Origin of the sequence: Pseudoalteromonas sp. SG43-7 (genome assembly GCF_014164295.1) — a bacterium.
Taxonomy (GTDB): Bacteria; Pseudomonadota; Gammaproteobacteria; order Enterobacterales; family Alteromonadaceae; genus Pseudoalteromonas; species Pseudoalteromonas rhizosphaerae.
The window spans coordinates 1-23,992 of record NZ_JACJEY010000032.1; the positions used below are offsets into that span (position 1 = coordinate 1).

Genomic DNA, 23,992 nt, shown 5'->3' on the forward strand with positions numbered 1-23,992 from the left:
AAGACTTTTATTTTCATGAACTCTTCTTTTGAAATCATGGTGCTTATCCAAAAGCACCAGTGTTAAGTTAACTGGATCAGATTTCAATTGTTGAAGTGGATCATTTTTGCATTGCTGGTAACAATTAGCAGGCATGGGTTTGTAAAATTTAATTAAAAACCAAAGCGCGAGATACACTCCCGCTACAATTCAAAAACTTCGCTTTTCGCGTCAGCAAGCTTAACGCCTACGGTGCTAAAAGGAGCTAGGATTTGCTCGTAGCTCGTAGCTCGTAGCTCGAAGCACTTTTTATCTTCTCTGTGTAGCGCCGCGCCTCGGTGAGCTCGGTGGTAAAATTGGTTTTAAAACAATCATAGATTAAGGTAAAGGCGCTAGGTTCTAGGGAAGTGACTAGGTTCTAGGATTAATCCGTAGCCCGTTTTTCAACTTACCAGTTTTACGCTATAAACTAGTCAATTAAAATTTACTTATGGGTTTTAATTTAATTACAAGTATTCATAAGTTAAATGCATTTTACTTATGGTCTTGTTGATTAATTATTTAGTCTAAAAGTAAAGTATCGTTGACTTTTTCTTAAGGTATTCTAGAATTGGTTGTATAAGTAAACTATAGTTGACCATAAATGAGCGATTCCTCCGTCAAAAAAACACTCGGAAGAGTTGTTAAGCGTACTGAAATGCCTGAGCTTTCTAAGCCATTTTCACCCATGCAGCTGGCTAAAGCCATTACTGCAAAGCGAACTGGTATGAAGCTGACATTAGTGGATGTATCACAAGCGCTTGCTATTTCTAAGCCTACGCTAATAAAAATAGAAAAAGGTGATGTAACTGTGCAACTGCATAATGTACTAAAAGTTATGGAGTATTTAGGGTTGTCGTTCAGCCTTGTCAGTGATGATATAGCTCATAGCAATGATGAGGTGAGCGATGAACAGTGGTACTAACACCAATCGTTTAGATGTGTTTATCGGTCAATCGCAAAAGGTGGCTGAGATAACGCTGGCAATAGGCTCTGAAAATGAGATTTCATTTACTTATGAGGCTAAATGGATCAACGAGGGTTTTGCAGTTTCACCACATTTGCCACTCAATGGCGATTTTGACTCTCGTGCAGTACGTAATTATTTGCAAAACTTATTGCCTGAGGGGAAAGGCCTTGAGGAGATCATCAGTAGCACGACCATTTCTAAGAATACATACTCAAACTACCTCTAGATACGAGTTTCAGTTGGAATTAAAAGCGATTTAGGCAAGGCATTGATTGCAAGTAATAGTGGTTCTATTGTTAAAATCAATAACGCAGTATAAATTGCTTTTAAACCAACCTGTTGGGAGTTTCACAGGCACTTACTCTCAGCGTTGTTACTTCTTAAAAGGGACTGCCATTCTTGCAAAGTAACGCCTTGATATTAAGCTCCTGTGAAACGCTGAATTCTGCATCTTGAGGTGGTTTGAGTATACCCTTGGCTTAATTAAAGTGATTGGCGAGGAGACATCAGGTGCTTTATCGTTTAGAGCAAGTAATTGTGCAGTAAAGCAAACCTCCTTTCGTGAAGTAACGAATCACCAATTGAGTCAAAAGTTGAACCGTTTTAAGCAAGCGGGCGAGCCTATTACATTATGGGACGGGCGAACGAGGCTCTCGGTTGCTGGGGTTCAAGATAAGCTTAACCTACTCGAAATAGGTGGAAAACTAGGGTTTGGTGAAGGCCAGTTATGCTCTAATAAAATCTTTAAGTTTGAAACGGGGGCTGCGCCTTTTATTGCCGTAAATGAGTTATTTACTATGCTGCTGGCAAGAGGCGCAGGACTTGATGTGCCTGACGTTGAATTGCGTAGCTATGGTGAAATGCGGGCCTTTGTTATCGATCGTTTTGATAGGCGAATAGTTGTCGGAAACTTCTAATTGAAAGTCTTGCTGCTAGCGTAAAAAATGCTACGCTATCCCTAATTTAACGACAGTGATGTATATATGATTAAAAGGATTTTATTGGCTATCTGCGTGATTTCAAGCAATAGCACATTGGCCGCAGAGCAGTATTCGCAATCACGGTGTGATGCTATTAAAGCCGAGCGAGAAAAAGTTCAGGATAGAATGAGGGTAGGGTATAAGGCAGCTGAAGGTGAGCGTTTACGCAGGCGCTCAACTGAGTTGTTTGAAATATTAGGTCGTCACTGCATAAGCCCAACTAATTGGAGGAGCCACAGTTCAGGTTCACGAACTTATACTCGCTCATCTGCGAATGATTTATTAACTAAAAAAGTTCATGACTCAACGGTCTATAGTAAAACATACGACAGTGATAGCAAGCGACTCGCGTGGAGTAGCTTTTACCAATATCCTGAGCGCTGCCGTGCTAAAGAAATGCAACAAACTGACTTTGTTTGGTGCAGTGAAAATCGAGCTGAGCAGCGTGCAAAATTTGAAGCCCAGTGGCAAGCACCAAGCAAAGCAAGCGTGAATGTTAAACAGCCAACGGTTGTTTTATCTCAACAAAACGCTACTGCAATAGCCACAATTACACATTCGATGACGCTAACCCCAGTGTCAAAAGCTGATACCCGTTTGAATACAGTTGCTTTGAAAAATGAAGGCTATAACTACAAAGTTTGGCAATTAGTGGCTGTTGGTTGCCTTGCCTTTATGGGAGTTTTTGGCGCTTACCGCTGGTTTAAAGATTAAGTGCAAACAAGTCGCTCTAAGTAAACGCCGGGTTAGGTTAGGCTTATTGTCACGTAAAGTATGAACTACGGGTTAACTCGTTACTGTAGTTTGGCTTGGGGCTGATAATCACCTTGCTCTAAACCTTTAAAGTAAGATTGGTAACGGCCGTTGTGCTTAAACTGTGATAAGTACTGATTAAAGGTGTTGAGCAGTTTTTCACTTTCGCTGTTATTTTTTGGAAATAGTAAGAAGCTTTTATTAATTAACAGGGGTTTGGGGTGGTGGCTAATAACATTAACAAGATCGGGCAGTTGGTGTTTGAGGGTAAAGTAGCCAACACTTTGCTCTTCAGCAAAGGCGTCGATACGCCCTAGTGCTAAACGGCGAAAGTTTTGCTCGGTATTACCTACCCGCGACATTTCAAAAGAGCCTTCGGCAAGGGCTTTATCAAACTCTGGGCCATAACTATAGCCAAGCCCACCACCGAGTAATAGGCCTTTTAAATCTGCAATATTTTGCCAATCAAAATGGCGCTGCTTTTGATAAAAAAACACAAATCGTTCACTGAGTACCGGTTCGCTATATAAGTAAGCAGTTGCTCTTTCGTCACTGAACATCCATACCGCAGTAGCGGCATATTTGTTATTTTCGGTATCGTGATATGCACGTGACCAAGGTAAAAATGTAAAGTTAACGGTAATGCCTGCTTCCGCAAATATATCGCGAATTAAATGCGCTACTACACCTTGGTAGGGCAGCGATTCACTGAGAAAAGGCGGCCATTCACCTGCGCTAAGTTGAATTGTCGTTGAGTCAATACTTTGCGCTGTTGGTACTGCTTTACTGGCGTTACTTACACACAACAGTAGTAACAGACTGGCGTTGCATATGTTGCGTAATCGTTTAGCTGTTCGCATTGTGTAATTTAGCATTTATGATCATGGTAAAAAAATCTGCATTGGTTATAAATTCCTCATTTATGATACTACAGTAGCGATCATGTAAAAGCGAATTAGTTCATAAAGTTATGCTGGGGTTATATGAGTTATCTGATGAGTGAAACCTATCTGGTTGTGGTGTGAGGCGACGTTTAATTGAGTCCCATATCAAATTAGGGCAGTTAGAAGTTTACCCTAATTTTGAATATAACTGCCACTATAAATATTATTTAGTGGGCCCTAAGGAGCATTTTAATTGGCCAAAGGTAATCGCTTTTCAAGCTTGGTTATTATCTAGATTTCAGCAAGATGATGACGCACTTAAACAATGTTTAAAGTAACATTGCGTTGAGATTGACTAACTTTCTAACTTTCTAACTTCATAACTTTCTTTAACTGGCTATCTAACACATTTAAATTAAAAGGTTTTACAATAAAGCCTGACACTTTCGCGGCGATAATTTCTTTGATTGCTGTGGAGCTGTCTTCGCAGGTGATCATTAATACCGGGATTTCGGCTAACTCTTGGTCATCACGAATACGATTGAGTAAAGTTTTGCCATCCATTTTTGGCATATGCAAGTCGGTGATAACTAAATCATAGCCTTGGTTTTGTAATAAACTTAATGCTTGTATTCCATCAGTCGCTTCAACAATATCGTGATAATTTAGTTTTCTTAACATATTTATTAATACATGGCGCATCAAAGGCATATCGTCAACGACGAGGATTTTCATAAAGTTAAATTGTCCATTATATGCAAATTACCTTAAGGTTAGTTAACAAAGTCTTACTCTGCCACAAAACACTGGGCAACTAGCTGACTAAGTCGCGCTATTTTTATATTGCTAAGTTGGCGGTAATCAAAGTATGGACACACAATCAACTTGTTTACTTTATCGATAGCAAATTCTTCATCTAACCACTGTAATTGGCACTGTAAGTGTCCTTGCTGCAGCAGCGCTTTAGCATATGTGCGTCCGGCAATAATATGCAAGGTATTATTGTTATTTAAAACCGGAGGGCTAAAAAGTAAGGCAGTTTGACTATTAAGCTGCAGCAGTTGTTCATCACGATAGTGTTGCCAAGTCGGGGCGAGTTTGGCGAATTGGTAATACTCGCTAGGCAGTGCAAATAACACTTTAGCATATACATTAAATACTTTACGCCAGCCATTACCACAGGCTTGGTTGATGCTGGCAATTTGTCCATCCACACATGACGTCACTGTACTTAGGTTGGTGTACTGTGGCATCGGTGGTACATTCGCTATATACACAGCGACTGTAAAAGCTGGGTCACCAAAGCCTATATTACTTGCAGCCTTACTCATTTATTTTTAGCTAGAATGCGGTCTAGATTATTAGCAAAGTTTTGACGATCACTTTGGCTAAGCGGTGGCGGTCCGCCGTTCATTTCAACGCCACTTGAACGCATAGTATCCATAAAATCGCGCACATTTAGTAACGAGCGAATATTTTCACTGGTATACAGTTCGCCGCGAGGATTTAGCGCTTGGCCGCCATTATCGATTACTTCGGATGCTAGCGGAATATCACCGGTGATCACTAGATCATTGGCTGCAATACGTTTGACGATTTCGTCATCAGCCACATCAAACCCTGATGAGACCTGCAACCGGCTAATGTATTTTGAAGGCGGAATACGCATTGCATGATTAGCGACTAAAATTGTTTCAGTTTGCGTACGCTCTGCGGCACGAAACAAAATTTCTTTGATCACCACTGGACAGGCGTCAGCATCAACCCATATCTTCATTGTTAACTTCTAATAGTTAGTAAAAAAATGATCCTAACCTAAGGCTTTTAGAACAACTAGTATTAAGTGAACTTTTTATGCTTTACTGCGTTGGTGGCCTAATTAACTATCAAGGAATCAACGATGAAAAATCAATTATTTATCACTCTTACTCTGTTCGTCAGTAGTTTACTGCTTGGCTGTACTGGCATGCCCGATAAGGTTGCACCAGTGAGTCCTTTTTCCATCGAACAGTACCAAGGTAAGTGGTATGAAATAGCCCGATTAGATCACTCTTTTGAGCGTGGTTTAGATAATATAACAGCGGATTATACAATTAACGATGATGGCTCTGTAACTGTGCTAAACCGTGGTTTTAATAGCGAGGAAAACAAATGGAGTGAGGCTCAAGGTACTGCGAAATTTGTTGATAGCAATAATGTTGGTCATTTAAAAGTATCGTTTTTTGGTCCTTTTTACAGCTCTTATATTGTATTTAAGTTAGACCAACAAAATTACCAATATGCGTACGTATCTGGCTACAATAACGATTATTTGTGGCTATTATCGCGTACCCCCACTGTGAGTGAGCAACGCTTAGCTGACTTTAAAGTGCTTGCGCAGCAAAAAGGCTTTGATACAGACAACCTGATAATGGTTAAACAGAACAGTACACCATGACTGTAAATCCCCTTTACAGTGATAGAGAATAGCTATGTAGGGCGGCTTGTGTAACTTTGACTTTGCTACGACTACACAGTAATAGGTTTTATTTTTTTATATTAAAAAGTAATTACTAGGTAATAAATATGACACATTAGAGGGATATCATATTCCGCATAGATTGATTGGCAATAGCTTCAATCAAGCTATTTGTAACATGAGTATCCCCCTACTATTTATAACCAAATCATTTGGATATAGGCAAACTAAGTTAGTTTGCCTTTTTTTTTGCTCAGATCATATTTTTACTAACTAAGCTTAAAAAACAGTTAAAAACAGCCCACTGAGCATTACAACGGTGATATTTAAAGCACTCATTATTTTTACCCAAGATGCTTTGAAGCTATAAAAAATCATTAATATTAAGACACTTAGCGCCATGTAACCACAAAATAGTAAAGCGCCGTAGCCGTTATGTTGTACAACACTCAGTACTAAGCTTAGTAAAATACTGATCCAAGCAGCGATCAAAAACTGTTTACTGAGTTTGTCGCTAGGGCGGGTTTTAAATACATCACGGTAATGATTAAATTTAGCCAAAGCAAAACAATTAAATGCCAGTAAACATAGGCTCAATTGCAGTAATTCATGCATTATGGTTGCTCCTGTAACTTAGTTTTTGCTGAACGGCGCGCCCGTTGTTGCGGTGTTTTAGCCGGAGTGTGAGTTGGTATTTTTTTGGCCTGAATTACAAATAAGGCTGCAAATATTAAGCACATTAAATCAAAACTAAACAACGCCCATTGGCCGTTTAGCAAGTAGCTTATTAGATTGCCATTGGTGGTAAGAGCATTAATAACAGGCACGCTGAGACAGGCGATACCGTTTATCCACGCGAGTAAAATCCACTGCGGCCTTGCGCGTTTAAATAGCGCAAACAAAGCAACGGCTAGCCAAGTCACAAAGAATGCAAGTATTTCTTTATCAGCGCGCTCAGGGGTTGTCATAGGCAGTAACCGGTTGGCAATAAAAAATGCGCAGGTTGCAAGTGGTAAGCCCATTAATGTGGCAAGGTTTAACCCTTCTACCAACTTTAAGCCAATTGTAGCGGGTTGGTCTTTTTTCATGCGTTCGCGAATACGCTTAGCCCACATAATACAGCCAGTTGCTATCATTACACAGCCAGCTACGCCGCATAAAAAGTATAACCAGCGTAATAATGGGTTAGCTAAACGGCCTGTGTGTAGGGCTGTTAGCGAGTCATAGAACACTTCTGTATTGGTTAATTGGGCAGCAGTTTTAGCTATTAAGCTGCCATCTACACCGTTAAATAATAAGGTGGGTGTTTGGTCGCGAACTAGGCTACCGGTGTCTGCACGGACTGTAATTGTGGCTGAGGCTCTATTTGGATCACGAATTGATATTTGTGTTAAGTCAGCATCAGGCCAGTTAGTATAAACTTGATCTAAAATAGTATCGATGGCTATTAATGGGGCGCTATCTGGGCTAGTTTTGGTGCGCACATTAGTGGGTGACACATCGTTAAATAAACCACGAATACCATCTTCGTATGCGGTCATTGCTGGATAGGGGAATAACATAAATATTAGCGTGATTAGGCCTGTATAAGTGATCATAATATGAAAAGGTAACGCCAATACAGACGATACATTATGGCCATCTAACCAACTGCGGCTGCCTTTATTGGCACGAAAGCTAAACATATCTTTAAAAATACGTTTGTGGATCACCACCCCAGATATCAGCGCTACCAACATAAATAAGCTCGCAAAGCAGACAATCCATCGGGCTGTGCGTACATCAATATAATGTAGGTCAAAATGCAGTCGGTAAAAAAAGTTACCACCTCTGGTGTCTCTTGTTTGTGCTATTTCGTCGCCTGTTTGTGGGTTGATATTGTGCTCTTGCCAACCACCAAAACGCTTCCCTTCAGGACGAGGCTTTTCATAAGCATAGTTAAGCTGCGGTTTTCGCTCTGTGGGCAAGTAAATTCCCCAACGCGTAGACTCCGAGCCTGCATTTTGTAGGTAATTAATACCACTGATAATTTGGCTACGCTGTTGCGCTACACGCTGTTCAGGCGCTTGTACATTGTGCAGCGCTGGTTGATTCCATAGCGTTATTTCGTCCCGAAAAAAACTCACCGTACCAGCAAAAAATATTAAATAGAGTAGCCAGCATACTAATAATCCAACCCAAGTATGCATCCAGGTCATGGAGCGGAAAAAACTCTCTTTCATAGCCAACCCTTTAGTAATGATAAGATCAGAGCACACCCTGAAGTAGTTAGTAAAATAGTGATCCATATTTTAGATAGTGACTTAACTGCAAACACCCAAATAAACACGCAGCTGTACACTAAAATAGTCAGGCTGATACTAAGCAGTACAGCATCTGATTTTTTCAGCGGTAAAATAATACTCAGTAACGCGGTAAACACGGCAGTAAAGGTATAACCACCAACAATGGCGGCAAAAAAGCGTGAGATAACAGCAAAACGGTAAGCATGGGCTTGATAAGCTTGGCTTAATTTAGATCTTATAGAGAGTGTTTGGCTGTTTTTGACAGATTGAGCGTGCATGATGATCCCTCAAAGTCCCAAATGGGGGCGAATAAAGAGGGTATTATATATTCTAGATACAGAAAAGATAGTGATTCGTATTTTCTTTGTTGTTTGTTCGGGTGATAGCGCAATAATACTCAGTATATTTACTTAGTAAAATGATGATCTGCTTTTATCATTTGCTGTTTTAATTGAAAAGTTCGCAAATTTTTCAACTGCTTGTATGCTTAGTGATTGGAAGGCTATAAGCCGTTACATTAATTTTTTAGGGAGTACTATGTCAGCACACAAAAAACTTAATTATGTTGAATTTGCCGCAGCAGATTTAATCGCCACTAAGGCATTTTTTAGTGCGGTTTTTGATTGGCAGTTTATTGATTATGGCCCTGAATATACGTCATTTAGTGCTGATACAGCTGGGCTTGATGGCGGTTTTTATCAAGCACCACTTAGCTCATTAACGCAACATGGCGCAGCTTTATTAGTATTTTATAGCGAGGATATTGCGCAAACACAGGCTAAAGTAGAGCAACATGGCGGGAGTATTATAAAACCAATTTTTGATTTTCCAGGGGGCTGCCGATTCCATTTTACTGAACCCAGTGGCAATGAATTTGCAGTGTGGTCAGAACATAATTGAACGCAAAAATAGATCATTATTTTACTAACTCAAGGAAAAAAATTGAATGACAGATTTGAGTTGCGAAGAAATTAAAGCATTTGTACCAGCAAAAGATTTTGCGCTTAGTTGTGCGTTTTATCAGCATATGGGCTTTCAAATCGCGTGGGAAACCCCAGATATGGCGTACTTTTACCACGGAGACTGTAGTTTTTTACTGCAAAATTTTTATAATCCAGAGCACGCTAAAAATTTTATGATGCACTTATTAGTTGCAGATGTGACAGCATGGCATGATAAATTAACAAGTGCGGGGTTGGCGCAAAAATATAATATAAAAATTACTGAGCCAAGCTTGCAAGCGTGGCAAATGATTGATTTTGTTATTTATGATCCAAGTGGTGTGCTGTGGCGAATAGGGCAAAGCAGTGATGATGGCTAGCACCTTGTTAAAGCAAGTTAGTCAATGCGTGATCTGTGAGCCTGAGCTGGCGCTTGGGGCACGTCCGGTGCTGCAATTTAATCCCAGTGCGCGTATTTTAATTGCAGGGCAAGCGCCGGGGCTTAAAGTACACCAAAGTGGCATTCCATTTGATGATGCCAGTGGCAAGCGGCTGCGCGAGTGGTTAGGGCTTAAGCCATGCGATTTTTATGATGCAACTAAGGTTGCTATTTTGCCGATGGGCTTTTGTTACCCAGGTAAAGGTAAGTCAGGCGATTTAGCGCCGCGTAAAGAATGCGCACCTGCATGGCGTTCCCAGCTTTTAGCGGCACTGCCCAATATTAAGTTAACCATAGTGCTGGGTAAATATGCCCAAGCGTACCATTTACCACACACAAAACATTTACCCCTCACTGAGTTAGTAAAATCATGGCGTGAGTATTGGCCAGATGTTTTGCCATTGCCGCACCCGAGTCCGCGTAATAATATTTGGCTAACTAAAAACCCTTGGTTTGAGCGTGATGTGGTGCCTCAGTTGGCGCAAACTATTCAAGCAATTTTGCAATGTGAGGATGATTAGTTTGATGATCAATACCCAATTTGAGCAGCATGGTTTTTTTCATGTAAAAGGTTTTTACACTGAACGTGAACTTGTGCATGAGCGCGAAGTGATCAATTGTTTTCATCAGCAATGGATCGCAGATAATCAACAGTTTTATCAAACCAAGGCGGTTAATAGTGCCTATTTAACTGCAAATACCTATTTAGATGAGGCCCAGCGCTTAGTATTATTTAAGTTTATTGCCAGCCATAAGTTAATGGCTCAAGTTGATTCGATACTTGAATCAGCGGCCTTTATGAATACCCAGTTGTTTTTTAATCCGGTTAATCCTGAGCAAGAAAATTATTGGCATCGTGATATGCAATACCATTTAAGCTTGGCGGAGCAGCAAGCTGCGCTATCGGGTCCTGAAGTGATACATTGTCGGGTTGCGCTTGAGGATGAGCCAGGTATTGAGTTAGTACCAGGTACCCATCGACGTTGGGATACCCCTGATGAGCTGGCAACTCGGTTGGCTATTGATCACAACAACACCAGCGATGATTTAGCCACCGGCCATGTGATAGAAATGCAAGCAGGGGATTTATTAATTTTCTCGGCAAATATGATCCACCGTGGTTTATACGGTAAAGACCGCTTAGCGCTGGATATTCTTTTTGGTGAGCCACAGCCCCACGTACTGCATTTTGTTCAGGATATCTGTTTGCCTACTCCAGCGATGCTTTCGACATTAGAAGATGCCAGTGCCTTTGCGGTTACTTTGGCACACCAAGAATAACCGCGCTACATAGACCTGCCTAAAAACCACATGGGCTGCTGTAATAATCTCGAAAGATAAACAGGTCTGAGCTACATTTCGCTGTTACTTAACAGCGCCAGTAGTTGATCTTTAGACATTTGCCCAGCATCACCACTGCCGGCGAGTACTTTATCTGCGAGTGCTTGTTTATGTTCGTGCAATTGCAGGATTTTTTCTTCAATGGTATTTTGTGCTATCAGTCGGTACACAGTAACGGGGCGTGTTTGCCCTAGGCGATGCGCGCGATCTGATGCTTGTTGTTCAACCGCGGGATTCCACCACGGATCGAGATGCAGTACATAATCAGCCGCCGTTAAATTAAGCCCCGTGCCGCCTGCTTTTAAGCTGATCAAAAACAGTGGTGCATGACCTGCTTGAAATTTATCAACTTGTTGTTTGCGTTTGTTAGTACTCATGCTGCCGTCAAGATAACAATAATCGATGCCGCGTTTTTGTAAGCGCTTTTCAACCAGTTTTAACACATCGACAAATTGGCTGAAGATCAGCGCTTGGTGGTTGTTTTCTAGTAATTCTTCAATAATCGCTTCTGCAGTGTCGAGTTTACTCGATGGCAACTTACTATTTTCTAATAACAACTGCGGGGCAATACAAGCGCGGCGTAATTTAGTTAATGACGCCAAGATAGTAATGTATTGGCTATCTTCCTGATTTGCTTGTTCAAGTGCATTTAAACGGGTTGCTTCGTACAGTGCTTGCTCTTTTTCACTTAATGCGAAGGTTAAGTTTATTTCGGTTTTTTCTGGTAACTCGGTCAATACCGTTTGTTTGGTTCGACGCAGGATAAATGGAGCAATGAGGGTTTTCAGGGTATCGGCTTGTTGTTGGTTTTTATCGGCGTTACCAAAGCGCTTTTTAAATACTGGCAGGGTATGTAAAAAGCCTGGCATTAAAAAGTTAAACAAGCTCCACAGTTCACCTAAATGGTTTTCGATTGGTGTGCCTGATAGGGCAATTTTAAATTGACCATTGAGTGCAAATGCGGCTTTAGCTCTTAAACTCAAGGGGTTTTTAATTGCCTGTGCTTCGTCAAAGACAATATTAGCAAAAGAAAATTGCGCCAGTTGTTCACCAATTAGTGGCAGTAAACCATAACTGACGATCACTAAATCGTGTTTACCAGCCGTTGCCAGAATATCAGCGCATGCAGTGGCGTTTTCAATGATTTTTACATGCAAAGCCGGCGCGAATCGCTCGGTTTCAACTTGCCAGTTATGACACACAGATTTTGGCGCAACCACTACACTGGCACCTAAACTACTGCGCATTTGTAACACGGTTAAGGTTTGTAAGGTTTTACCCAGCCCCATGTCATCGGCTAAACAAGCATTGAGTCCCCAGTTGGCCAGTTGCATTAGCCATTTAACCCCGACTACTTGATAGTCTCGTAAAATATGGACTAAATGTGCAGGTAAGGTAGGGTCGATAGTTTGCTCAAATTTAGCTAAACGCGTTTTCCAGCTGTCACCAAATGTGACATCATCTAAGTCGGCAATGCTTTGGTGTAAAGGCAATGCACGCGCGTTGGCAATCCGTAGTTCATCACTTGGGTTGTGCTTATCAATATTTTGCATCCCTTCTAAGCGATTTAATAAGTTAGTTAAACGCTGATCCAATAATAATGAATTGCCTTCCGAAAACTCTAAAATGCTGCCACGGCGCGGGGCTTTAAGCAGGGTTTGTAATTCGTATATTTGGCCGCTAGGGAGTGAGATTTTACCACTGACGCTTAACCAATCGTTATCATCATTTAAGTTAAGAGAAAGGTGCTGGCTTTTGGCAACTCTCATGCCTTGGCTCGTTTCGTCCCAACTTAATACCAGAGACTGTGCTTTTTGCGCAGCTTCAAGTAACTCAATTGCTTGGCTAATATCTTCAGGTAAATAAAACTGCTGTTGAATTTGATTATGTTGCGGTGATTGCCGATCAGCAAATAATCCGGCCATACTTTTCAGTAATTTTCTAAACGCTTTTTGCTCTGCTTTTAAATCACGTTTAATAACAATGCTGTCGGTTTGATCATCATCAGTATGTGCCAGTGTCAAAGCACCAATGCCGGGCTCAACCCAAGGGCCATCTACGCCATTTGGCATGGCATAAAAGTTAATGTTGATACCTAATTGGGTAAGAGCGATCACTGCGGCAAATTCACACAAGCCTTGGCGTACGTTGTTGATATGAGCAAACTCGGTACGCTGGCTGCTAATATGATGCTCGTTAGCCAGTACTTGTAATGCGGCATTTAGTTGTGGCAGTTTTTCTTCGGTTAAATTATTGGGTTGTTGCTCAAATAGTTGCAGTAATTTGAGCTGTTTGTCATCAATGGCGAATACTTGGTAACAATTTGCGTGACTGTGGATAAGTAAAAAGTCACAGTCCGGATCGCTGATACTCGGTTGCATTACCAGGCGATAGCAATCATTGCTGTCTTGTGCAATTTCAATGACAAACTCGCCTTTGATCAGCGTAAGTGGCTGTCCATTGTGATCTTCAAGCCCTTTAAACCCTATTAGTGCTTGTAATACCGCGGCCGTTGCATGTATTTCGTGATAACCAAATCCGGCATGGTTGTTGAGCACTTGTACTAAGTTATGATCGGCGCTGGTTAATGCATCTTGATACTGGTTATAAGCAAGTTCTTGGGCGTTTACTTTACGACCTTTGGTCCATTCGCCTTTGGCATTGAGTTGCTGTACTTTGGCTTGTATGAGCGGTAAATCTAAATGGGTTAAATCCAGTTGCCATACAATTCGTTGCTGCGCAGTGGGCGTATCAATTTGGCTAATATCATTAAGCCAACGCTGCCATTGTGGGACGCGGGTAAAGTGCTGTAATAAACCAGTATTGGGTAATGGTGTGTCATCGCTAAGCCAATTAACTAAGTGCTGGCATTGCTCAGCTAACCAGTGTTGATGCGCACTAATTGCGCTATTGAGCTGTTCTAACAGTTCAGTATCACCCCTTAGATGATTTACCTGTTCGTCTGTGGCGTTTTTAATAATTGCCAGTAATAAGCAAAATAATGGCGCTAATGCATTCGGGTTACCAAGTAGATGACTTAAGCTGTTGCTTAAACGATGGTTTTGATAGTTAGCTAAATCCTCTTCCAGCAAATAATCAATCGCTTGGCTTGGGTGGCTTAATTCCCCAAGATTTTTTTGATACCATTTTCGACAGGTATTTAGTTGTTTAATATCTGCAGCGGTTGCACTGATAAATAGGCATACAGTGTAAAGTAATCCGGTGATCTCGGTCGGATAGATGCCTTTGCCAAAGTTTTTTCTAAACGCTGTTAAAGCGCTTTTATACTGTATCAAAGCAATATCAATAAACTCACCCTTGATGGCATTGGTATTTGCTTCATAAAAAGTGGCTAAAACACGGTCTCTTTTATCATCTAACAATTCAGCAAAATTATCTTCTTGTAATAATATGGCTAAATTCTCATTCAGATAAATGCGTTTTCTCAGCTCTGTTGTTGGGAGCGCTTTGGCAATCAGAGTCGGCCATGCACGCTCACTGGTGAGGTTGAAAAATTGACCGCGGATAAAGTTATCCAAGCAAAGCTGTTGCCATTGCTCAGGAAGGCATTGCCACAGTTGCTCGCTGTATGGTGATTGCGCGAGCAAATTAACAAAAGCGCTATCAAGCTCAAGTGATAAATCACTAGGGAGCGGTTTTTTTCCGCTTATTGCGCGGTCAAGATCATTGAATAGCAGGTGCAGAAAGTGCACGGCTTGATCGTGGTAATAATAGCTTTTTGTAGCTTCGGTTAAAAAAGCATGCAATAAAACTGGCTGATGTTTTATAGCATTAATAGCTACATAAGCAACTGCGCTAACTGATATACGAAAGTTTGGTCCGTAGGGGAGCTTCCAAATTAAATCTTTAGATTCGAGTTGTTTAGTGTATTTAGCGACTTCAGCTTGAGAAAACGAATAGCCATTTTTAATGTGACTATAAAGACGTTTAGTGAGCTGCTGGACAGAGTTCTCATAGCCATGCGATGAGCCACTTATTATCAGTGCAAGTAATACACACAGTTGTTTTTGGTCGTTATCAGTTGTGGCGGGCGAAAAAGTACTTAATGGCATAAAATCAATAATTAAAGTCGCTAATGATTGTAGACAGTATAATTTTCAGCTGGGGGAGTTACAACTATAAAAAAGCGACCCTAAGGTCGCTTTTTTATAAAAACCTATTGCACTCTGGCAAATAGTTTTTGTAGTTGCGGCATATATTCTTTAATTAGTTTTAAATTACTTTCGCTAACAACCGGCGCATCTGTATTAGCAGCATTAGCTGAGTTACCAAGTGTGCCCATCATTGAACTAGCGCTGTTATTTTTCGAGCCGCCCATACTTTGCAAACCGCCCATTAACTGATTTACTTTATCTTTGTTTTCTGGCGATAAATTACCTTTGATGTTTTCAAGGTAAGCCATCGAGACTTCAGAACCCACAGTAATTAGTTGTTCAGGCGTGAAACCATATTTATTGGTAAGGGCTGCAAACTCTTTGTATAAATCATTATCTTTGATTGTACCAAGGGCGCCTAATGCCATTGCCGTCGAGCCCCCTTCAGAGCCACCTAACATACTACCCAAATCCATGCTTTTTAATGAATCTTGATTTTGTGACCAATCAACAACCGCGGGTAATGCTTGCATATAACCTTGTAAATCTTTTTCTGTGATATCTGCCGCAAGGCTTGAAAAACTCATTGCTAACAAACTAAGAGATAAAATTATTTTTTTCATGTTGAGCACCTTTTTTATTCAATTGTTAGTTGCATTAAAGACTATTAATTAGATAACCGCTATAAATTAAAGAGGGTTTTAGTCTGTTAACATCAGATGATATACTACATTTTTGCCTGATGTAGCTGAACCACATGTTAATTATTTCAAATACCGTAACAATCGATGAATGGGAAGTCGAGCTGTCAGCTATTCGTTCACAAGGAGCGGGTGGTCAAAATGTTAATAAAGTGGCCAGTGCGATCCACCTTCGCTTTGATATTAATCGCTCAAAGTTACCAGAGTTTTATAAAGAGCGGTTGTTGGCGTTCAATGATAGTCGTATCACTAAAGAAGGTGTGATTGTTCTCAAAGCGCAAAGTCATCGAACTCAAGAGCTAAACAGGGAAGATGCGTTAAAGCGACTAAAACAGCTTATTTTATCAGCCACTAAGGTCGAACGTGCTCGTCGTGCTACAAAGCCAACACGTAATTCACAGCGCAGACGCATGGATAAGAAAACCAAACATGGTAATACCAAAGCGCTGCGCGGCAGTGTTAAAGTTTAATTTATAAGTTTGGTTTAAGCACCTCAAATAACGCGTTAATATGATCGTCTCTATCATTAAGCGCAGCTATATAACGGTATTTTTCACCGCCAGCTTGTTCAAAAATCTCTCGGTTTTCACCTTCTAATTCTTCAAGTGTTTCAAGGCAATCAGCGCTAAATGCAGGGCTGATAATAGCCACGTCTTTAATCCCTTCGTTTGGTAAGCTCTCAAGGGTTGCATCTGTGTAAGGTTTTAACCACTCGGCTTTACCAAAACGGCTCTGAAAGGTGCTGATAACTAAATCTTTATCGAGTCCGAGCTTTTCGACCACTAAGCGAGTGGTTTGTAAACATAAGCAATGATATGGGTCGCCATTATCTAAAAACTGTTTAGGCATACCGTGGTACGAAAACACTAATTTTTGTGGCATACCGTGTTTTTCTAAATCTTCGCTAATGCTGTTAGCGAGTGACTCTAGGTAGGTTGGGTTTTTGTGATACCCATTTATAAAGTGAAGCTCTGGCACCCAGCGCCATTTTTTTAATACATTCGCCACGGCATCAAATGTTGAGCCTGTGGTTGGGCTTGAATATTGTGGGTAAAGTGGCAACACAATAATGCGGGTTAAGCCTTTATCTCTAAGCTCTTCAAGGCCGGCTTCGATTGATGGATTACCGTAGCGCATCGCCATAACCACTTCGGTATTGGTATAGCCATGCTGTTTTAATAAGGCATTTAATTTAAGGCTTTGCTGGCGTGTAATATGGGTCAGTGGCGAGCCATTTTCAGTCCAAATACTTTTATATAGTTTAGCTGAGCGTTTTGGGCGAATACGCAAAATGATGCCATGCAGGATGATCATCCACACAATACGCGGTATTTCTACGATACGAGGATCTGACAAAAACTCACGTAAGTAAATGCGCAATGCACTTGCTGTTGGGGCATCGGGGCTGCCTAAGTTGGTCAGTAAAATCCCTGTTTTTTGATTAAAACGCTGATCATGAGGGTTATCGGTAACGGCTGAAAATCGCGACACGCAATGCTCCTAAAGCAAAATAGACGGTTATGGAATATAGGCTATTAATATTAATAGCCTATTGTAACGAATGAAAGGGTTAATAGGATCACTGATTTACAATGATTTGATCATGATCCTAAATGGAGTCGGTTTTTTAGCTTCTAGTTGCTGTAACTTTTCAATGGATTTAGCACTAAATATATGCCCCTTTGGCAGCAACATAATCCCCGTGTGACTATGAAGTGCATGGCTAAGTACCATATTGATGGCTAGCTCTTTGGCCGTTATTATTTTCATCGAGCCTACTTTTGCTTGCTGCTTAATGCATTTAACTCGGCAAGCCTCCAAAGCTTGCACTAATTTAGGATGGTAAAAGTTACCGCTGTACATTTTTACTGTTTCGAGTGCATGTTGGTGCTTTTCTTCATCTTTTAAATTACTTTGTTCAAATGCATCCCAATAGTCACGTGCAAGCGCGAGTATCATTGCACTAAGAGGAATATCATTACCTTTTAATCCTTTAGGTAGGCCATTTCCGTTATAGCGTTCGTACTGGTGATAAATGGCGTCAGATACTTCATGCAGATGAGTCGCAGGCATTAACATCAATTGTGCTGTACTTGGATGCGTATAATAACTTTTGCGTTGCTGTTCATTAAGCGCATGCACGGGTTTTTCATAAAGTGCGGGATCCATTGCTAACAGCCCTATCTGAGCTAAGTAACCAGCCATTGCCGCCATTTCTATATTTTTTGGTGGTAGCTGCAACTGTTTTGCTATTTGCGTACAGGTATTGGCAATGTTCTGCGCTTTGGTGCCATCTAAATATGGATTGGCATTAATGAAGTTATAGAGCAACTCAACTGTTGAACTATGTTCGTGTTTTTCATGGGCGTTGGCAATTTCGAGTTTTTTAAGTACTTGTTTTATTTGTTTGGTTCTTTTTTCAACGCGCTGTTCAAGAGAGCTATTAAGTTCTTTGAGGACTTCATTATGGCGATTAATTTGTTGTTGGAGTTTCAGGTTTTGTTTTTTAAGTTGATATTTTTCAATACTGTCGGTGATGGAACGTAGTAATAAGTCATTTTGCCATGGTTTTTGGATATAGCCATGGATCTTGCCTTGATTAACAGCTGCTAAGGTGATTTCGATATCTGCATAACCAGTAAGTAAAATACGCTGAGTATCAGGTGCTAATTTTTGCGCTTGTTGAAAAAGTTCAGCGCCATTCATTTTTGGCATCCGCATATCGCTAATAATTACATCAAATTCATACTGTTTGATTAATTTTAGTGCATCTATAGGTGAATCACTGGTAAGTACCGTAAGTTGCTGCGTTTTGAACAGCCGCGATAAAGAACGTAGCACAATCTCATCATCGTCAACGCATAATACTTGCATGGTTGGTAGGTCTGCTGATTGACTCACGATTTTACCTATGGATAAACAATATTATTAACCATAGCCTGTCTGCTATAGTTTTTCTAATTAAACCGTGTCATTGGCATCAATTGTGCTAATTTTAATGACAAGATAATCGTTTTTAATTGCTGGTTAATTAAGATGGATGCGATAGATGAAGACTACAAGCAAGCTTATTTTCGTGAACGTACCGCGCGTATAAAGGCTGAGCAGCTGATTGAAGATAAAAGTCGCGTTTTATATGCACTAAATGAAGAGTTAATAAAAAAAGTAGCTGATCTTGAGTATCAACAGCAGTTATTTATTCAAGCAGAAAAAATGGCCACTTTAGGTACCTTATGTGCTGGGGTTGCCCATGAAATTAATAATCCCTTAGCTTATGCAATGAGCAATGTAGAAAGTTTGCAACAGAGCATGCATGGCTTTTGTGAGTTACTTGATTTAAACCAGCAATATTTAGCTAAGAGGATTAGTGAAACAAATTTTCAACAACAGTTAGCATCACTTAGTGAGCAGCAATCATTTGCTGAACTGCAGCAAGATATTCATCAACTAGTGGCCGATAGTGCTGAAGGCTTAAGGCGCATTAATCAAATCGTGGGCAATTTGCTTAATTTTGCGCGACCAACAACTAACAAGAAACAATTGGCTGATATGACAGATGCTGTGAAAAATGCGCTTAAATTGCTTAAAAATCAATTAAAAGGTTGTCAGTTAACCACATCAATAACGACATTGCCGCTGAGTTATTGTGATTTGGCAACCATCAATCAAATAATGGTTAACATACTTATTAATGCTTCACATAGTTGCGAAGCATTAATTGATAGACAAGCACATATTCACGTGCAAGTTGATAGCGACGACCAGCAAATAATTATTAGTGTTAATGACAATGGTTGTGGCATGAGTGAGCAAGTGCTTGCAAAAGTTTTTGATCCATTTTTTACTACTAAACCAGTTGGCAGGGGGACCGGTATGGGCATGCCATTAGTGTACACTATGGTTAATGATCATCAGGGAAAAATTGAAATTGAGAGCACCGTAAATATAGGTACATGTGTGCGATGTATATTTCCAGTGTTGAGTGAGCGACCTTAACTCAGGCAAAACCATTTAACCAGAGTTAGGTTAAGTAATAATTTGCTTTTAAATTAGCCAATTGTTGGTTAGTGTAGGTATGAATTTTATAATAACTTGAGGGTGAATAATGCTTAATGAAAAAAGTGAATTGGTTCTTAGGGATTATCTAAGTCAGCACCCTGAACTAAAAGTGGTGAGTTCTGACAGCGTGATTGGTTTTATCAGTGGGTTATTGGCGTGCTCGGAATTTTATGGCGAGTCAGAAATTGCCAATTATATTGCTGATAAAAATGACCCTATTTATACCCAATTAATGACAAGCTCAGCGGAGCATGACGCAATGATCACGCTGCTGGATAATGTGACCGAAGCTCAGGTAGCGCAGCAGCATATACTGGCAAGTATTTATCCTCATGGTAAAGATGCTAAAGCGCCGAGTGAGCAACTACAACAATGGTGTGTAGGCTATTTAGCTGCTTATATGGTGAATCAAGAAGTATGGCAGCATGACTTTAACTTTTTACTCAGTGCCGATAAACAGGTCGTTGAGAATCAGGCGGATGGACAGTTATTTATTGATAACTTTGAAGCGACGCTTAATTTACTAGCCACTTTTGCGATGTGGCCAGATTCGCTCAAAGAGCATCCAGAACCTGCGGTACTTAGTGAAGGCTTTGCGCTACTGTATACCGGATTAGATGAAAGTCTTACTGGCATTGCATCCATGGCATTGATGCTAGAAGATGAAAAACTGGCTTTGTGGGAAGAAGAAGGCTAGAAAACATAGTTTTAACAACCAGCATGATTTGAATAATCATGCTTTTTTTTGTTTAAAATTCAATCAAAAACATGAAATAGGAGAAAATTTAGCTAACTTTTGCATATATCGACCATTGTCGCAGTTAAATATGTTTCTTTTTATATGTGTATGTTGCTAGGATGTTTGCCAAAGCGCAATTTTGTAAATGACGCTTGATCACACTAATTATAACTTTTATTAATTTACCTGTTTACTACTGCAATTGAGTAAACAGGTGAAGAGTCAACAGGGTCGAACAACACACATGACAACACTTCGTTTAAATACATTGGCTATCGCCGTAGGACTTGCATTTAGCACCTCTTCAGTTATTGCTGAAGAAGCAACAGTTCAAGCAGAAAAAAATATAGAACAAATTTCCGTTTTAGGTTCACGGGTTTCTAACCGCACAGCAACTGAATCTTCGTCACCCATTGATTTAATTGACGCTGATGATTTAAACAAAGGTGGCTTTACCGAGCTTGGCCAAAGCTTACAAGCTACAGCGCCATCGTTTAATTTTTCGCGTACTCAAGTATCAGACGGCTCTGATTTATTCCGCCCAGCAACATTGCGCGGCTTACAGCCAGACCAAACGCTGGTTTTAGTAAACGGTAAGCGCCGTCATAATCAATCTATTTTTGGCCTTAATGGAACAGTTGGTGCAGGTGCTGCGGGTACCGATATGAATGCTATTCCACTTACGGCACTTAAAGGGGTTGAAGTATTACGTGATGGTGCAGCAGCGCAGTATGGCTCTGATGCTATTGCTGGGGTCATTAACTTATCACTGAATAACTCAACAGGTATAACAACTGGTTATGTACAATATAGTGAAACAGCTGAAGGTGATGGCGAGACTATTTCAGCGGGTTTAAATCGCGGTTTTGATTTGGGCACTGAAGGCGGTTTTATTAATTTATCTCTTGAGTATCGTGATGCCGATGGTACTAACCGTGCAGAGCGCGATACCGGTGGTTCGCTTGATGTAGAGCCAGGTACGTTATCTGACAACGTTCGTTGGGGCCAAGGTAATTCGGAAAGTGAATTTACCTCGTTATTTTATAATATGGCATTGCCAATGGGCGACGGTGAGCTTTACTCGTTTGGTGGTTACTCTGAGCGCACTGCACTGGGTAACGGCTTTTACCGTAACTTTAACGAAGCATCTAAAAATGTTACTCAAGTATACAGTGATGGTTTTTTACCGCGCATTTATAACGAAGCACAGGATATTTCTATTGCGCTAGGTTTTAAAGGTGATATTAATCCAGATTGGAATTACGATGTATCGGCAGTTTATGGTGAAAACCAATATGACTTTACATCACGCAATACATTAAACGCTTCTTACGCGGCGGAGTATTTATTTAATAATCCAACGGCAAGTGATGCTGAGATAGCAGCAAATGCAGGCCCAAGTGGTGGTTACTCAGGTGGTTTTAGGTTCGATCAAACAACAGTTAACCTTGACGTAAATGGCATTGTGGACATTGGTCGCGGCGAACCGCTCTATGTAACAATTGGTGCAGAGTATCGTAAAGAAAATTACCAGATAGTGCCTGGTGATGAAGCATCGTACGCATGTGGTTTAGCAAACATGGATACATCGTATCCATCAGTGAACGACCCTGAGCAATTTGCACAATGTGGCTTTCAAGCTTATAACGGTTTGCGTCCAGAAGCTGCAAATCAGAGTGATCGTAACAGCTACGCATTTTACGTAGATGTTGAAACTATGCTTACTGATGCATGGAACGTCAGTGGTGCACTTCGCTATGAAGATTTCTCTGATGCTGGAGATGACTTAATTGGTAAGTTAGCAACGCGTTATGAATTTAACGATGACTTTGCAGTACGTGGTGCGGTATCTACTGGCTTTAGGGCCCCTTCGCTGCAGCAAAGTGGCTATACAGCATTTACTACTAACTTAGGATCCGACGGCACGTTAACGCAATCATTTACTGCAAATACGGGCACTGCTTTCCCAAGTGCACTAGGTGTAGATAGCTTAAAGCTTGAGACATCGACAAACTACAGTGCTGGTTTTGTTTACGATGTAACAAGCGAACTTTCGTTAACGGTTGATTTTTACCGCGTAGAAATTGAAGACCGTATTACACTTGGCAGTTTATTAACGGCTGACGATGTATCGTTTAGCTCTGAGGCTGTTGCTGCTTTACAAGCAACCGGCGCTGTACAAGCTAACTACTTTTCAAACTCAGTTGATTCAACCACTCAAGGCGTTGATATAATTGCATCATATCGTACAGATGTAGAAGGCGGTAACTTTGGTGTTACTTTTGCGGGTAACTTAAACGATACTAAAATTGATGGTGTAAACGCAGCGGACGGCATTCCAGAATCGGTTGCATTTGATGATTTACAACGCAGCTTTTTTACCGACGGACAGCCTAGTGAACGAGCAACACTTACCTTTGACTACGAACGTGATGCATACACTTCAACAATTCGTTTTAATTACTTTGGCGAAACCGATGTAAAATATTTTGGTAACGATCATATACCATTACCGGGTGAGCTTTCGCCAACAGGTTCGTTTAAACCAACAAGTACGGTTGAATCTGCAGTGTTAGTTGATTTAAACGTGAGTTACCAAATTAACGATATGTTTGTGCTTTCGGTTGGTGCCGATAACGTATTTGATGAAACGCCAGATGAACTAGGCGATGACGAAGTACTAAACTTTATCACCAATGGCGCATTTAAATACCCTGTACGTGCATTGCCTTATGGCTTTGATGGCAGAAGTTATTACGCAAAAGTAAGCTTTAGTTTCTAAATTTATAGTTGTTTATTAAGCCCGCAAATAAGCGGGCTTTTTGATTTAAAATACTTGTATTTTTTTATATCAAGCATACAATCGCAAAACTTTTAAAGAGGAAAAATAAATGAGTAAACGTCGTTCTAAAGTGATTAAATCTACAACATCAGTAGATACAGGTCGGGGTGTTATTCGCGATAATGCATTAGCGGCATTAGTGACATCGAAAATTTTTAAACCACAAATTGTAGCTGCTAAAAAAGGCAAAGGCGCTTACAAACGCAACAAAAAACACGCAGGACAAGAGTCCTATTTAATCGCCGCTTAATGACGTTGTGATCAAATAGGGCTTTTATTTAAATGCTATTTTTTACAAAAAATAGCAAGCTCCGACATTTTTTTAAAAACCTCGCTTAGATAATTTTTTTCTAAGCGAGGTTTTTTGGTTATATAGTCTACCACCTTATTGTTTATATCTATTCCCACTCTCATTTACGTTTTCGTAAAACTTGCTAGAGCCCGCGAAGATACTCGCAAATAAAACT

General features: G+C 40.5%; 25 protein-coding genes. 14 read left to right on the plus strand and 11 right to left on the minus strand.

Translation table 11 applies throughout. From position 1 onward, the window contains the following. The first annotated feature begins 622 nt into the window (after positions 1-622). From H5200_RS14660 to H5200_RS14675, 4 genes are all read left to right on the plus strand, one after another. Positions 623-943 carry a helix-turn-helix domain-containing protein gene (locus H5200_RS14660; RefSeq protein ID WP_145242858.1) on the plus strand — a complete coding sequence of 107 codons (321 nt, stop codon included), beginning with the start codon at positions 623-625 and terminating at the stop codon, positions 941-943. Continuing rightward, on the plus strand, positions 927-1,214 hold the full coding sequence (locus H5200_RS14665) for a HipA N-terminal domain-containing protein (protein WP_259398490.1): 288 nt from the start codon (positions 927-929) through the stop codon (positions 1,212-1,214). Before H5200_RS14660 ends, H5200_RS14665 begins: the two co-directional genes overlap by 17 nt. Positions 1,215-1,440: 226 nt before the next feature. Further along, the gene (locus tag H5200_RS14670; RefSeq protein ID WP_259399220.1) at positions 1,441-1,905 is read left to right on the plus strand and encodes a HipA domain-containing protein; all 465 of its coding nucleotides are present in this window, start codon (positions 1,441-1,443) and stop codon (positions 1,903-1,905) included. Positions 1,906-1,971: 66 nt separating this feature from the next. Then, on the plus strand, positions 1,972-2,682 hold the full coding sequence (locus H5200_RS14675; RefSeq protein WP_182739998.1) for a hypothetical protein: 711 nt from the start codon (positions 1,972-1,974) through the stop codon (positions 2,680-2,682). Positions 2,683-2,762: 80 nt separating this feature from the next. Here the strand turns inward: H5200_RS14675 and H5200_RS14680 are convergent, their stop codons facing one another. The 4 genes from H5200_RS14680 to H5200_RS14695 all read right to left on the minus strand — a co-directional run bounded on the left by H5200_RS14680 (position 2,763) and on the right by H5200_RS14695 (position 5,382). After that, complete coding sequence (locus tag H5200_RS14680; RefSeq protein ID WP_259398492.1) at positions 2,763-3,596, minus strand: ABC transporter substrate-binding protein; 834 nt, start codon at positions 3,594-3,596, stop codon at positions 2,763-2,765. A 372-nt stretch (positions 3,597-3,968) separates the two neighbouring features. Continuing rightward, positions 3,969-4,340 (minus strand): response regulator, encoded by a 372-nt coding sequence (locus tag H5200_RS14685; protein ID WP_145239878.1) that lies wholly within the window; start codon positions 4,338-4,340, stop codon positions 3,969-3,971. 53 nt (positions 4,341-4,393) lie between these two features. Beyond that, positions 4,394-4,936 carry a DUF6942 family protein gene (locus H5200_RS14690; protein ID WP_182739997.1) on the minus strand — a complete coding sequence of 181 codons (543 nt, stop codon included), beginning with the start codon at positions 4,934-4,936 and terminating at the stop codon, positions 4,394-4,396. Continuing rightward, complete coding sequence (locus tag H5200_RS14695) at positions 4,933-5,382, minus strand: YaiI/YqxD family protein (RefSeq protein ID WP_145239874.1); 450 nt, start codon at positions 5,380-5,382, stop codon at positions 4,933-4,935. The genes H5200_RS14690 and H5200_RS14695 overlap by 4 nt, the downstream gene beginning before the upstream one ends. 123 nt (positions 5,383-5,505) lie before the next feature. On the opposite strand from H5200_RS14695, the gene H5200_RS14700 reads away from it, so the two are divergent. Continuing rightward, entirely contained in the window at positions 5,506-6,042 is a 537-nt protein-coding gene (locus H5200_RS14700; RefSeq protein ID WP_182718227.1) for a lipocalin family protein, read from the plus strand. A gap of 300 nt (positions 6,043-6,342) precedes the next feature. Here H5200_RS14700 and H5200_RS14705 read toward each other — a convergent pair whose 3' ends face one another. Genes H5200_RS14705 through H5200_RS14715 form a run of 3 tightly spaced genes read right to left on the minus strand, consistent with a single transcriptional unit; the run spans position 6,343 to position 8,626 of the window. Then, on the minus strand, positions 6,343-6,678 hold the full coding sequence (locus H5200_RS14705) for a DUF3325 domain-containing protein (RefSeq protein ID WP_149981968.1): 336 nt from the start codon (positions 6,676-6,678) through the stop codon (positions 6,343-6,345). Further along, positions 6,678-8,285, minus strand: a complete 1,608-nt coding sequence (locus H5200_RS14710) for a PepSY domain-containing protein (RefSeq protein ID WP_182761729.1) — start codon at positions 8,283-8,285, stop codon at positions 6,678-6,680. The genes H5200_RS14705 and H5200_RS14710 overlap by 1 nt, the downstream gene beginning before the upstream one ends. Beyond that, positions 8,282-8,626: a hypothetical protein gene (locus tag H5200_RS14715; protein WP_182739995.1), complete on the minus strand. Its 345-nt coding sequence runs from the start codon at positions 8,624-8,626 to the stop codon at positions 8,282-8,284. Before H5200_RS14715 ends, H5200_RS14710 begins: the two co-directional genes overlap by 4 nt. A gap of 259 nt (positions 8,627-8,885) precedes the next feature. Here H5200_RS14715 and H5200_RS14720 point away from each other — a divergent pair, with 259 nt between their 5' ends. From H5200_RS14720 to H5200_RS14735, 4 genes are read left to right on the plus strand one after another with little or no spacing between them, the layout of a single operon-like run. After that, entirely contained in the window at positions 8,886-9,248 is a 363-nt protein-coding gene (locus tag H5200_RS14720) for a VOC family protein (protein WP_182761730.1), read from the plus strand. 46 nt (positions 9,249-9,294) lie between these two features. Then, positions 9,295-9,669, plus strand: coding sequence for a VOC family protein (locus H5200_RS14725; RefSeq protein WP_182718231.1), 375 nt, complete (start codon positions 9,295-9,297; stop codon positions 9,667-9,669). Next, a complete protein-coding gene (locus tag H5200_RS14730; protein WP_182761731.1) occupies positions 9,659-10,249 on the plus strand; it encodes a uracil-DNA glycosylase family protein in 591 nt (196 codons plus the stop codon). The genes H5200_RS14725 and H5200_RS14730 overlap by 11 nt, the downstream gene beginning before the upstream one ends. Positions 10,250-10,253: 4 nt before the next feature. After that, entirely contained in the window at positions 10,254-11,009 is a 756-nt protein-coding gene (locus H5200_RS14735) for a phytanoyl-CoA dioxygenase family protein (protein ID WP_145239853.1), read from the plus strand. 71 nt (positions 11,010-11,080) lie between these two features. Here H5200_RS14735 and H5200_RS14740 read toward each other — a convergent pair whose 3' ends face one another. After that, positions 11,081-15,142 carry a DEAD/DEAH box helicase gene (locus H5200_RS14740; RefSeq protein WP_182761732.1) on the minus strand — a complete coding sequence of 1,354 codons (4,062 nt, stop codon included), beginning with the start codon at positions 15,140-15,142 and terminating at the stop codon, positions 11,081-11,083. A 104-nt stretch (positions 15,143-15,246) separates the two neighbouring features. Next, complete coding sequence (locus tag H5200_RS14745; RefSeq protein WP_182761733.1) at positions 15,247-15,807, minus strand: short-chain dehydrogenase; 561 nt, start codon at positions 15,805-15,807, stop codon at positions 15,247-15,249. A 134-nt stretch (positions 15,808-15,941) separates the two neighbouring features. Here H5200_RS14745 and arfB point away from each other — a divergent pair, with 134 nt between their 5' ends. Then, on the plus strand, positions 15,942-16,355 hold the full coding sequence (gene arfB, locus H5200_RS14750) for an alternative ribosome rescue aminoacyl-tRNA hydrolase ArfB (protein WP_145239847.1): 414 nt from the start codon (positions 15,942-15,944) through the stop codon (positions 16,353-16,355). Position 16,356: 1 nt separating this feature from the next. Here the strand turns inward: arfB and hemH are convergent, their stop codons facing one another. Next, a complete protein-coding gene (gene hemH, locus H5200_RS14755) occupies positions 16,357-17,376 on the minus strand; it encodes a ferrochelatase (RefSeq protein WP_149981962.1) in 1,020 nt (339 codons plus the stop codon). A gap of 96 nt (positions 17,377-17,472) precedes the next feature. Beyond that, the gene (locus H5200_RS14760; protein ID WP_182740004.1) at positions 17,473-18,759 is read right to left on the minus strand and encodes an HD domain-containing phosphohydrolase; all 1,287 of its coding nucleotides are present in this window, start codon (positions 18,757-18,759) and stop codon (positions 17,473-17,475) included. A 162-nt stretch (positions 18,760-18,921) separates the two neighbouring features. Between H5200_RS14760 and H5200_RS14765 the strand changes: the two genes are divergently transcribed. The 4 genes from H5200_RS14765 to arfA all read left to right on the plus strand — a co-directional run bounded on the left by H5200_RS14765 (position 18,922) and on the right by arfA (position 23,775). Beyond that, positions 18,922-19,881 carry a sensor histidine kinase gene (locus tag H5200_RS14765; RefSeq protein ID WP_182718235.1) on the plus strand — a complete coding sequence of 320 codons (960 nt, stop codon included), beginning with the start codon at positions 18,922-18,924 and terminating at the stop codon, positions 19,879-19,881. 109 nt (positions 19,882-19,990) lie between these two features. Further along, positions 19,991-20,641: a hypothetical protein gene (locus tag H5200_RS14770; RefSeq protein WP_182718236.1), complete on the plus strand. Its 651-nt coding sequence runs from the start codon at positions 19,991-19,993 to the stop codon at positions 20,639-20,641. Positions 20,642-20,927: 286 nt separating this feature from the next. After that, the gene (locus tag H5200_RS14775) at positions 20,928-23,465 is read left to right on the plus strand and encodes a TonB-dependent siderophore receptor (protein ID WP_149981959.1); all 2,538 of its coding nucleotides are present in this window, start codon (positions 20,928-20,930) and stop codon (positions 23,463-23,465) included. A gap of 109 nt (positions 23,466-23,574) precedes the next feature. Continuing rightward, complete coding sequence (gene arfA, locus H5200_RS14780) at positions 23,575-23,775, plus strand: alternative ribosome rescue factor ArfA (protein ID WP_182718237.1); 201 nt, start codon at positions 23,575-23,577, stop codon at positions 23,773-23,775. The last annotated feature ends 217 nt before the right edge of the window (positions 23,776-23,992 follow it).

What these genes read in the sequence shown, in the direction of transcription:
- arfB (WP_145239847.1), top strand. Translation starts at nt 15,942, where the DNA reads ATGTTAATTATTTCAAATACCGTAACAATCGATGAATGGGAAGTCGAG.
- H5200_RS14695 (WP_145239874.1), bottom strand. Translation starts at nt 5,382, where the DNA reads ATGAAGATATGGGTTGATGCTGACGCCTGTCCAGTGGTGATCAAAGAA.
- H5200_RS14680 (WP_259398492.1), bottom strand. Translation starts at nt 3,596, where the DNA reads ATGCTAAATTACACAATGCGAACAGCTAAACGATTACGCAACATATGC.
- H5200_RS14730 (WP_182761731.1), top strand. Translation starts at nt 9,659, where the DNA reads ATGATGGCTAGCACCTTGTTAAAGCAAGTTAGTCAATGCGTGATCTGT.
- H5200_RS14685 (WP_145239878.1), bottom strand. Translation starts at nt 4,340, where the DNA reads ATGAAAATCCTCGTCGTTGACGATATGCCTTTGATGCGCCATGTATTA.
- H5200_RS14740 (WP_182761732.1), bottom strand. Translation starts at nt 15,142, where the DNA reads ATGCCATTAAGTACTTTTTCGCCCGCCACAACTGATAACGACCAAAAA.
- H5200_RS14660 (WP_145242858.1), top strand. Translation starts at nt 623, where the DNA reads ATGAGCGATTCCTCCGTCAAAAAAACACTCGGAAGAGTTGTTAAGCGT.
- arfA (WP_182718237.1), top strand. Translation starts at nt 23,575, where the DNA reads ATGAGTAAACGTCGTTCTAAAGTGATTAAATCTACAACATCAGTAGAT.
- H5200_RS14690 (WP_182739997.1), bottom strand. Translation starts at nt 4,936, where the DNA reads ATGAGTAAGGCTGCAAGTAATATAGGCTTTGGTGACCCAGCTTTTACA.
- H5200_RS14770 (WP_182718236.1), top strand. Translation starts at nt 19,991, where the DNA reads ATGCTTAATGAAAAAAGTGAATTGGTTCTTAGGGATTATCTAAGTCAG.
- H5200_RS14715 (WP_182739995.1), bottom strand. Translation starts at nt 8,626, where the DNA reads ATGCACGCTCAATCTGTCAAAAACAGCCAAACACTCTCTATAAGATCT.
- H5200_RS14705 (WP_149981968.1), bottom strand. Translation starts at nt 6,678, where the DNA reads ATGCATGAATTACTGCAATTGAGCCTATGTTTACTGGCATTTAATTGT.
- H5200_RS14775 (WP_149981959.1), top strand. Translation starts at nt 20,928, where the DNA reads ATGACAACACTTCGTTTAAATACATTGGCTATCGCCGTAGGACTTGCA.
- H5200_RS14700 (WP_182718227.1), top strand. Translation starts at nt 5,506, where the DNA reads ATGAAAAATCAATTATTTATCACTCTTACTCTGTTCGTCAGTAGTTTA.
- H5200_RS14760 (WP_182740004.1), bottom strand. Translation starts at nt 18,759, where the DNA reads ATGCAAGTATTATGCGTTGACGATGATGAGATTGTGCTACGTTCTTTA.
- H5200_RS14720 (WP_182761730.1), top strand. Translation starts at nt 8,886, where the DNA reads ATGTCAGCACACAAAAAACTTAATTATGTTGAATTTGCCGCAGCAGAT.
- H5200_RS14710 (WP_182761729.1), bottom strand. Translation starts at nt 8,285, where the DNA reads ATGAAAGAGAGTTTTTTCCGCTCCATGACCTGGATGCATACTTGGGTT.
- H5200_RS14725 (WP_182718231.1), top strand. Translation starts at nt 9,295, where the DNA reads ATGACAGATTTGAGTTGCGAAGAAATTAAAGCATTTGTACCAGCAAAA.
- H5200_RS14665 (WP_259398490.1), top strand. Translation starts at nt 927, where the DNA reads ATGAACAGTGGTACTAACACCAATCGTTTAGATGTGTTTATCGGTCAA.
- H5200_RS14735 (WP_145239853.1), top strand. Translation starts at nt 10,254, where the DNA reads ATGATCAATACCCAATTTGAGCAGCATGGTTTTTTTCATGTAAAAGGT.
- H5200_RS14745 (WP_182761733.1), bottom strand. Translation starts at nt 15,807, where the DNA reads ATGAAAAAAATAATTTTATCTCTTAGTTTGTTAGCAATGAGTTTTTCA.
- H5200_RS14675 (WP_182739998.1), top strand. Translation starts at nt 1,972, where the DNA reads ATGATTAAAAGGATTTTATTGGCTATCTGCGTGATTTCAAGCAATAGC.
- H5200_RS14765 (WP_182718235.1), top strand. Translation starts at nt 18,922, where the DNA reads ATGGATGCGATAGATGAAGACTACAAGCAAGCTTATTTTCGTGAACGT.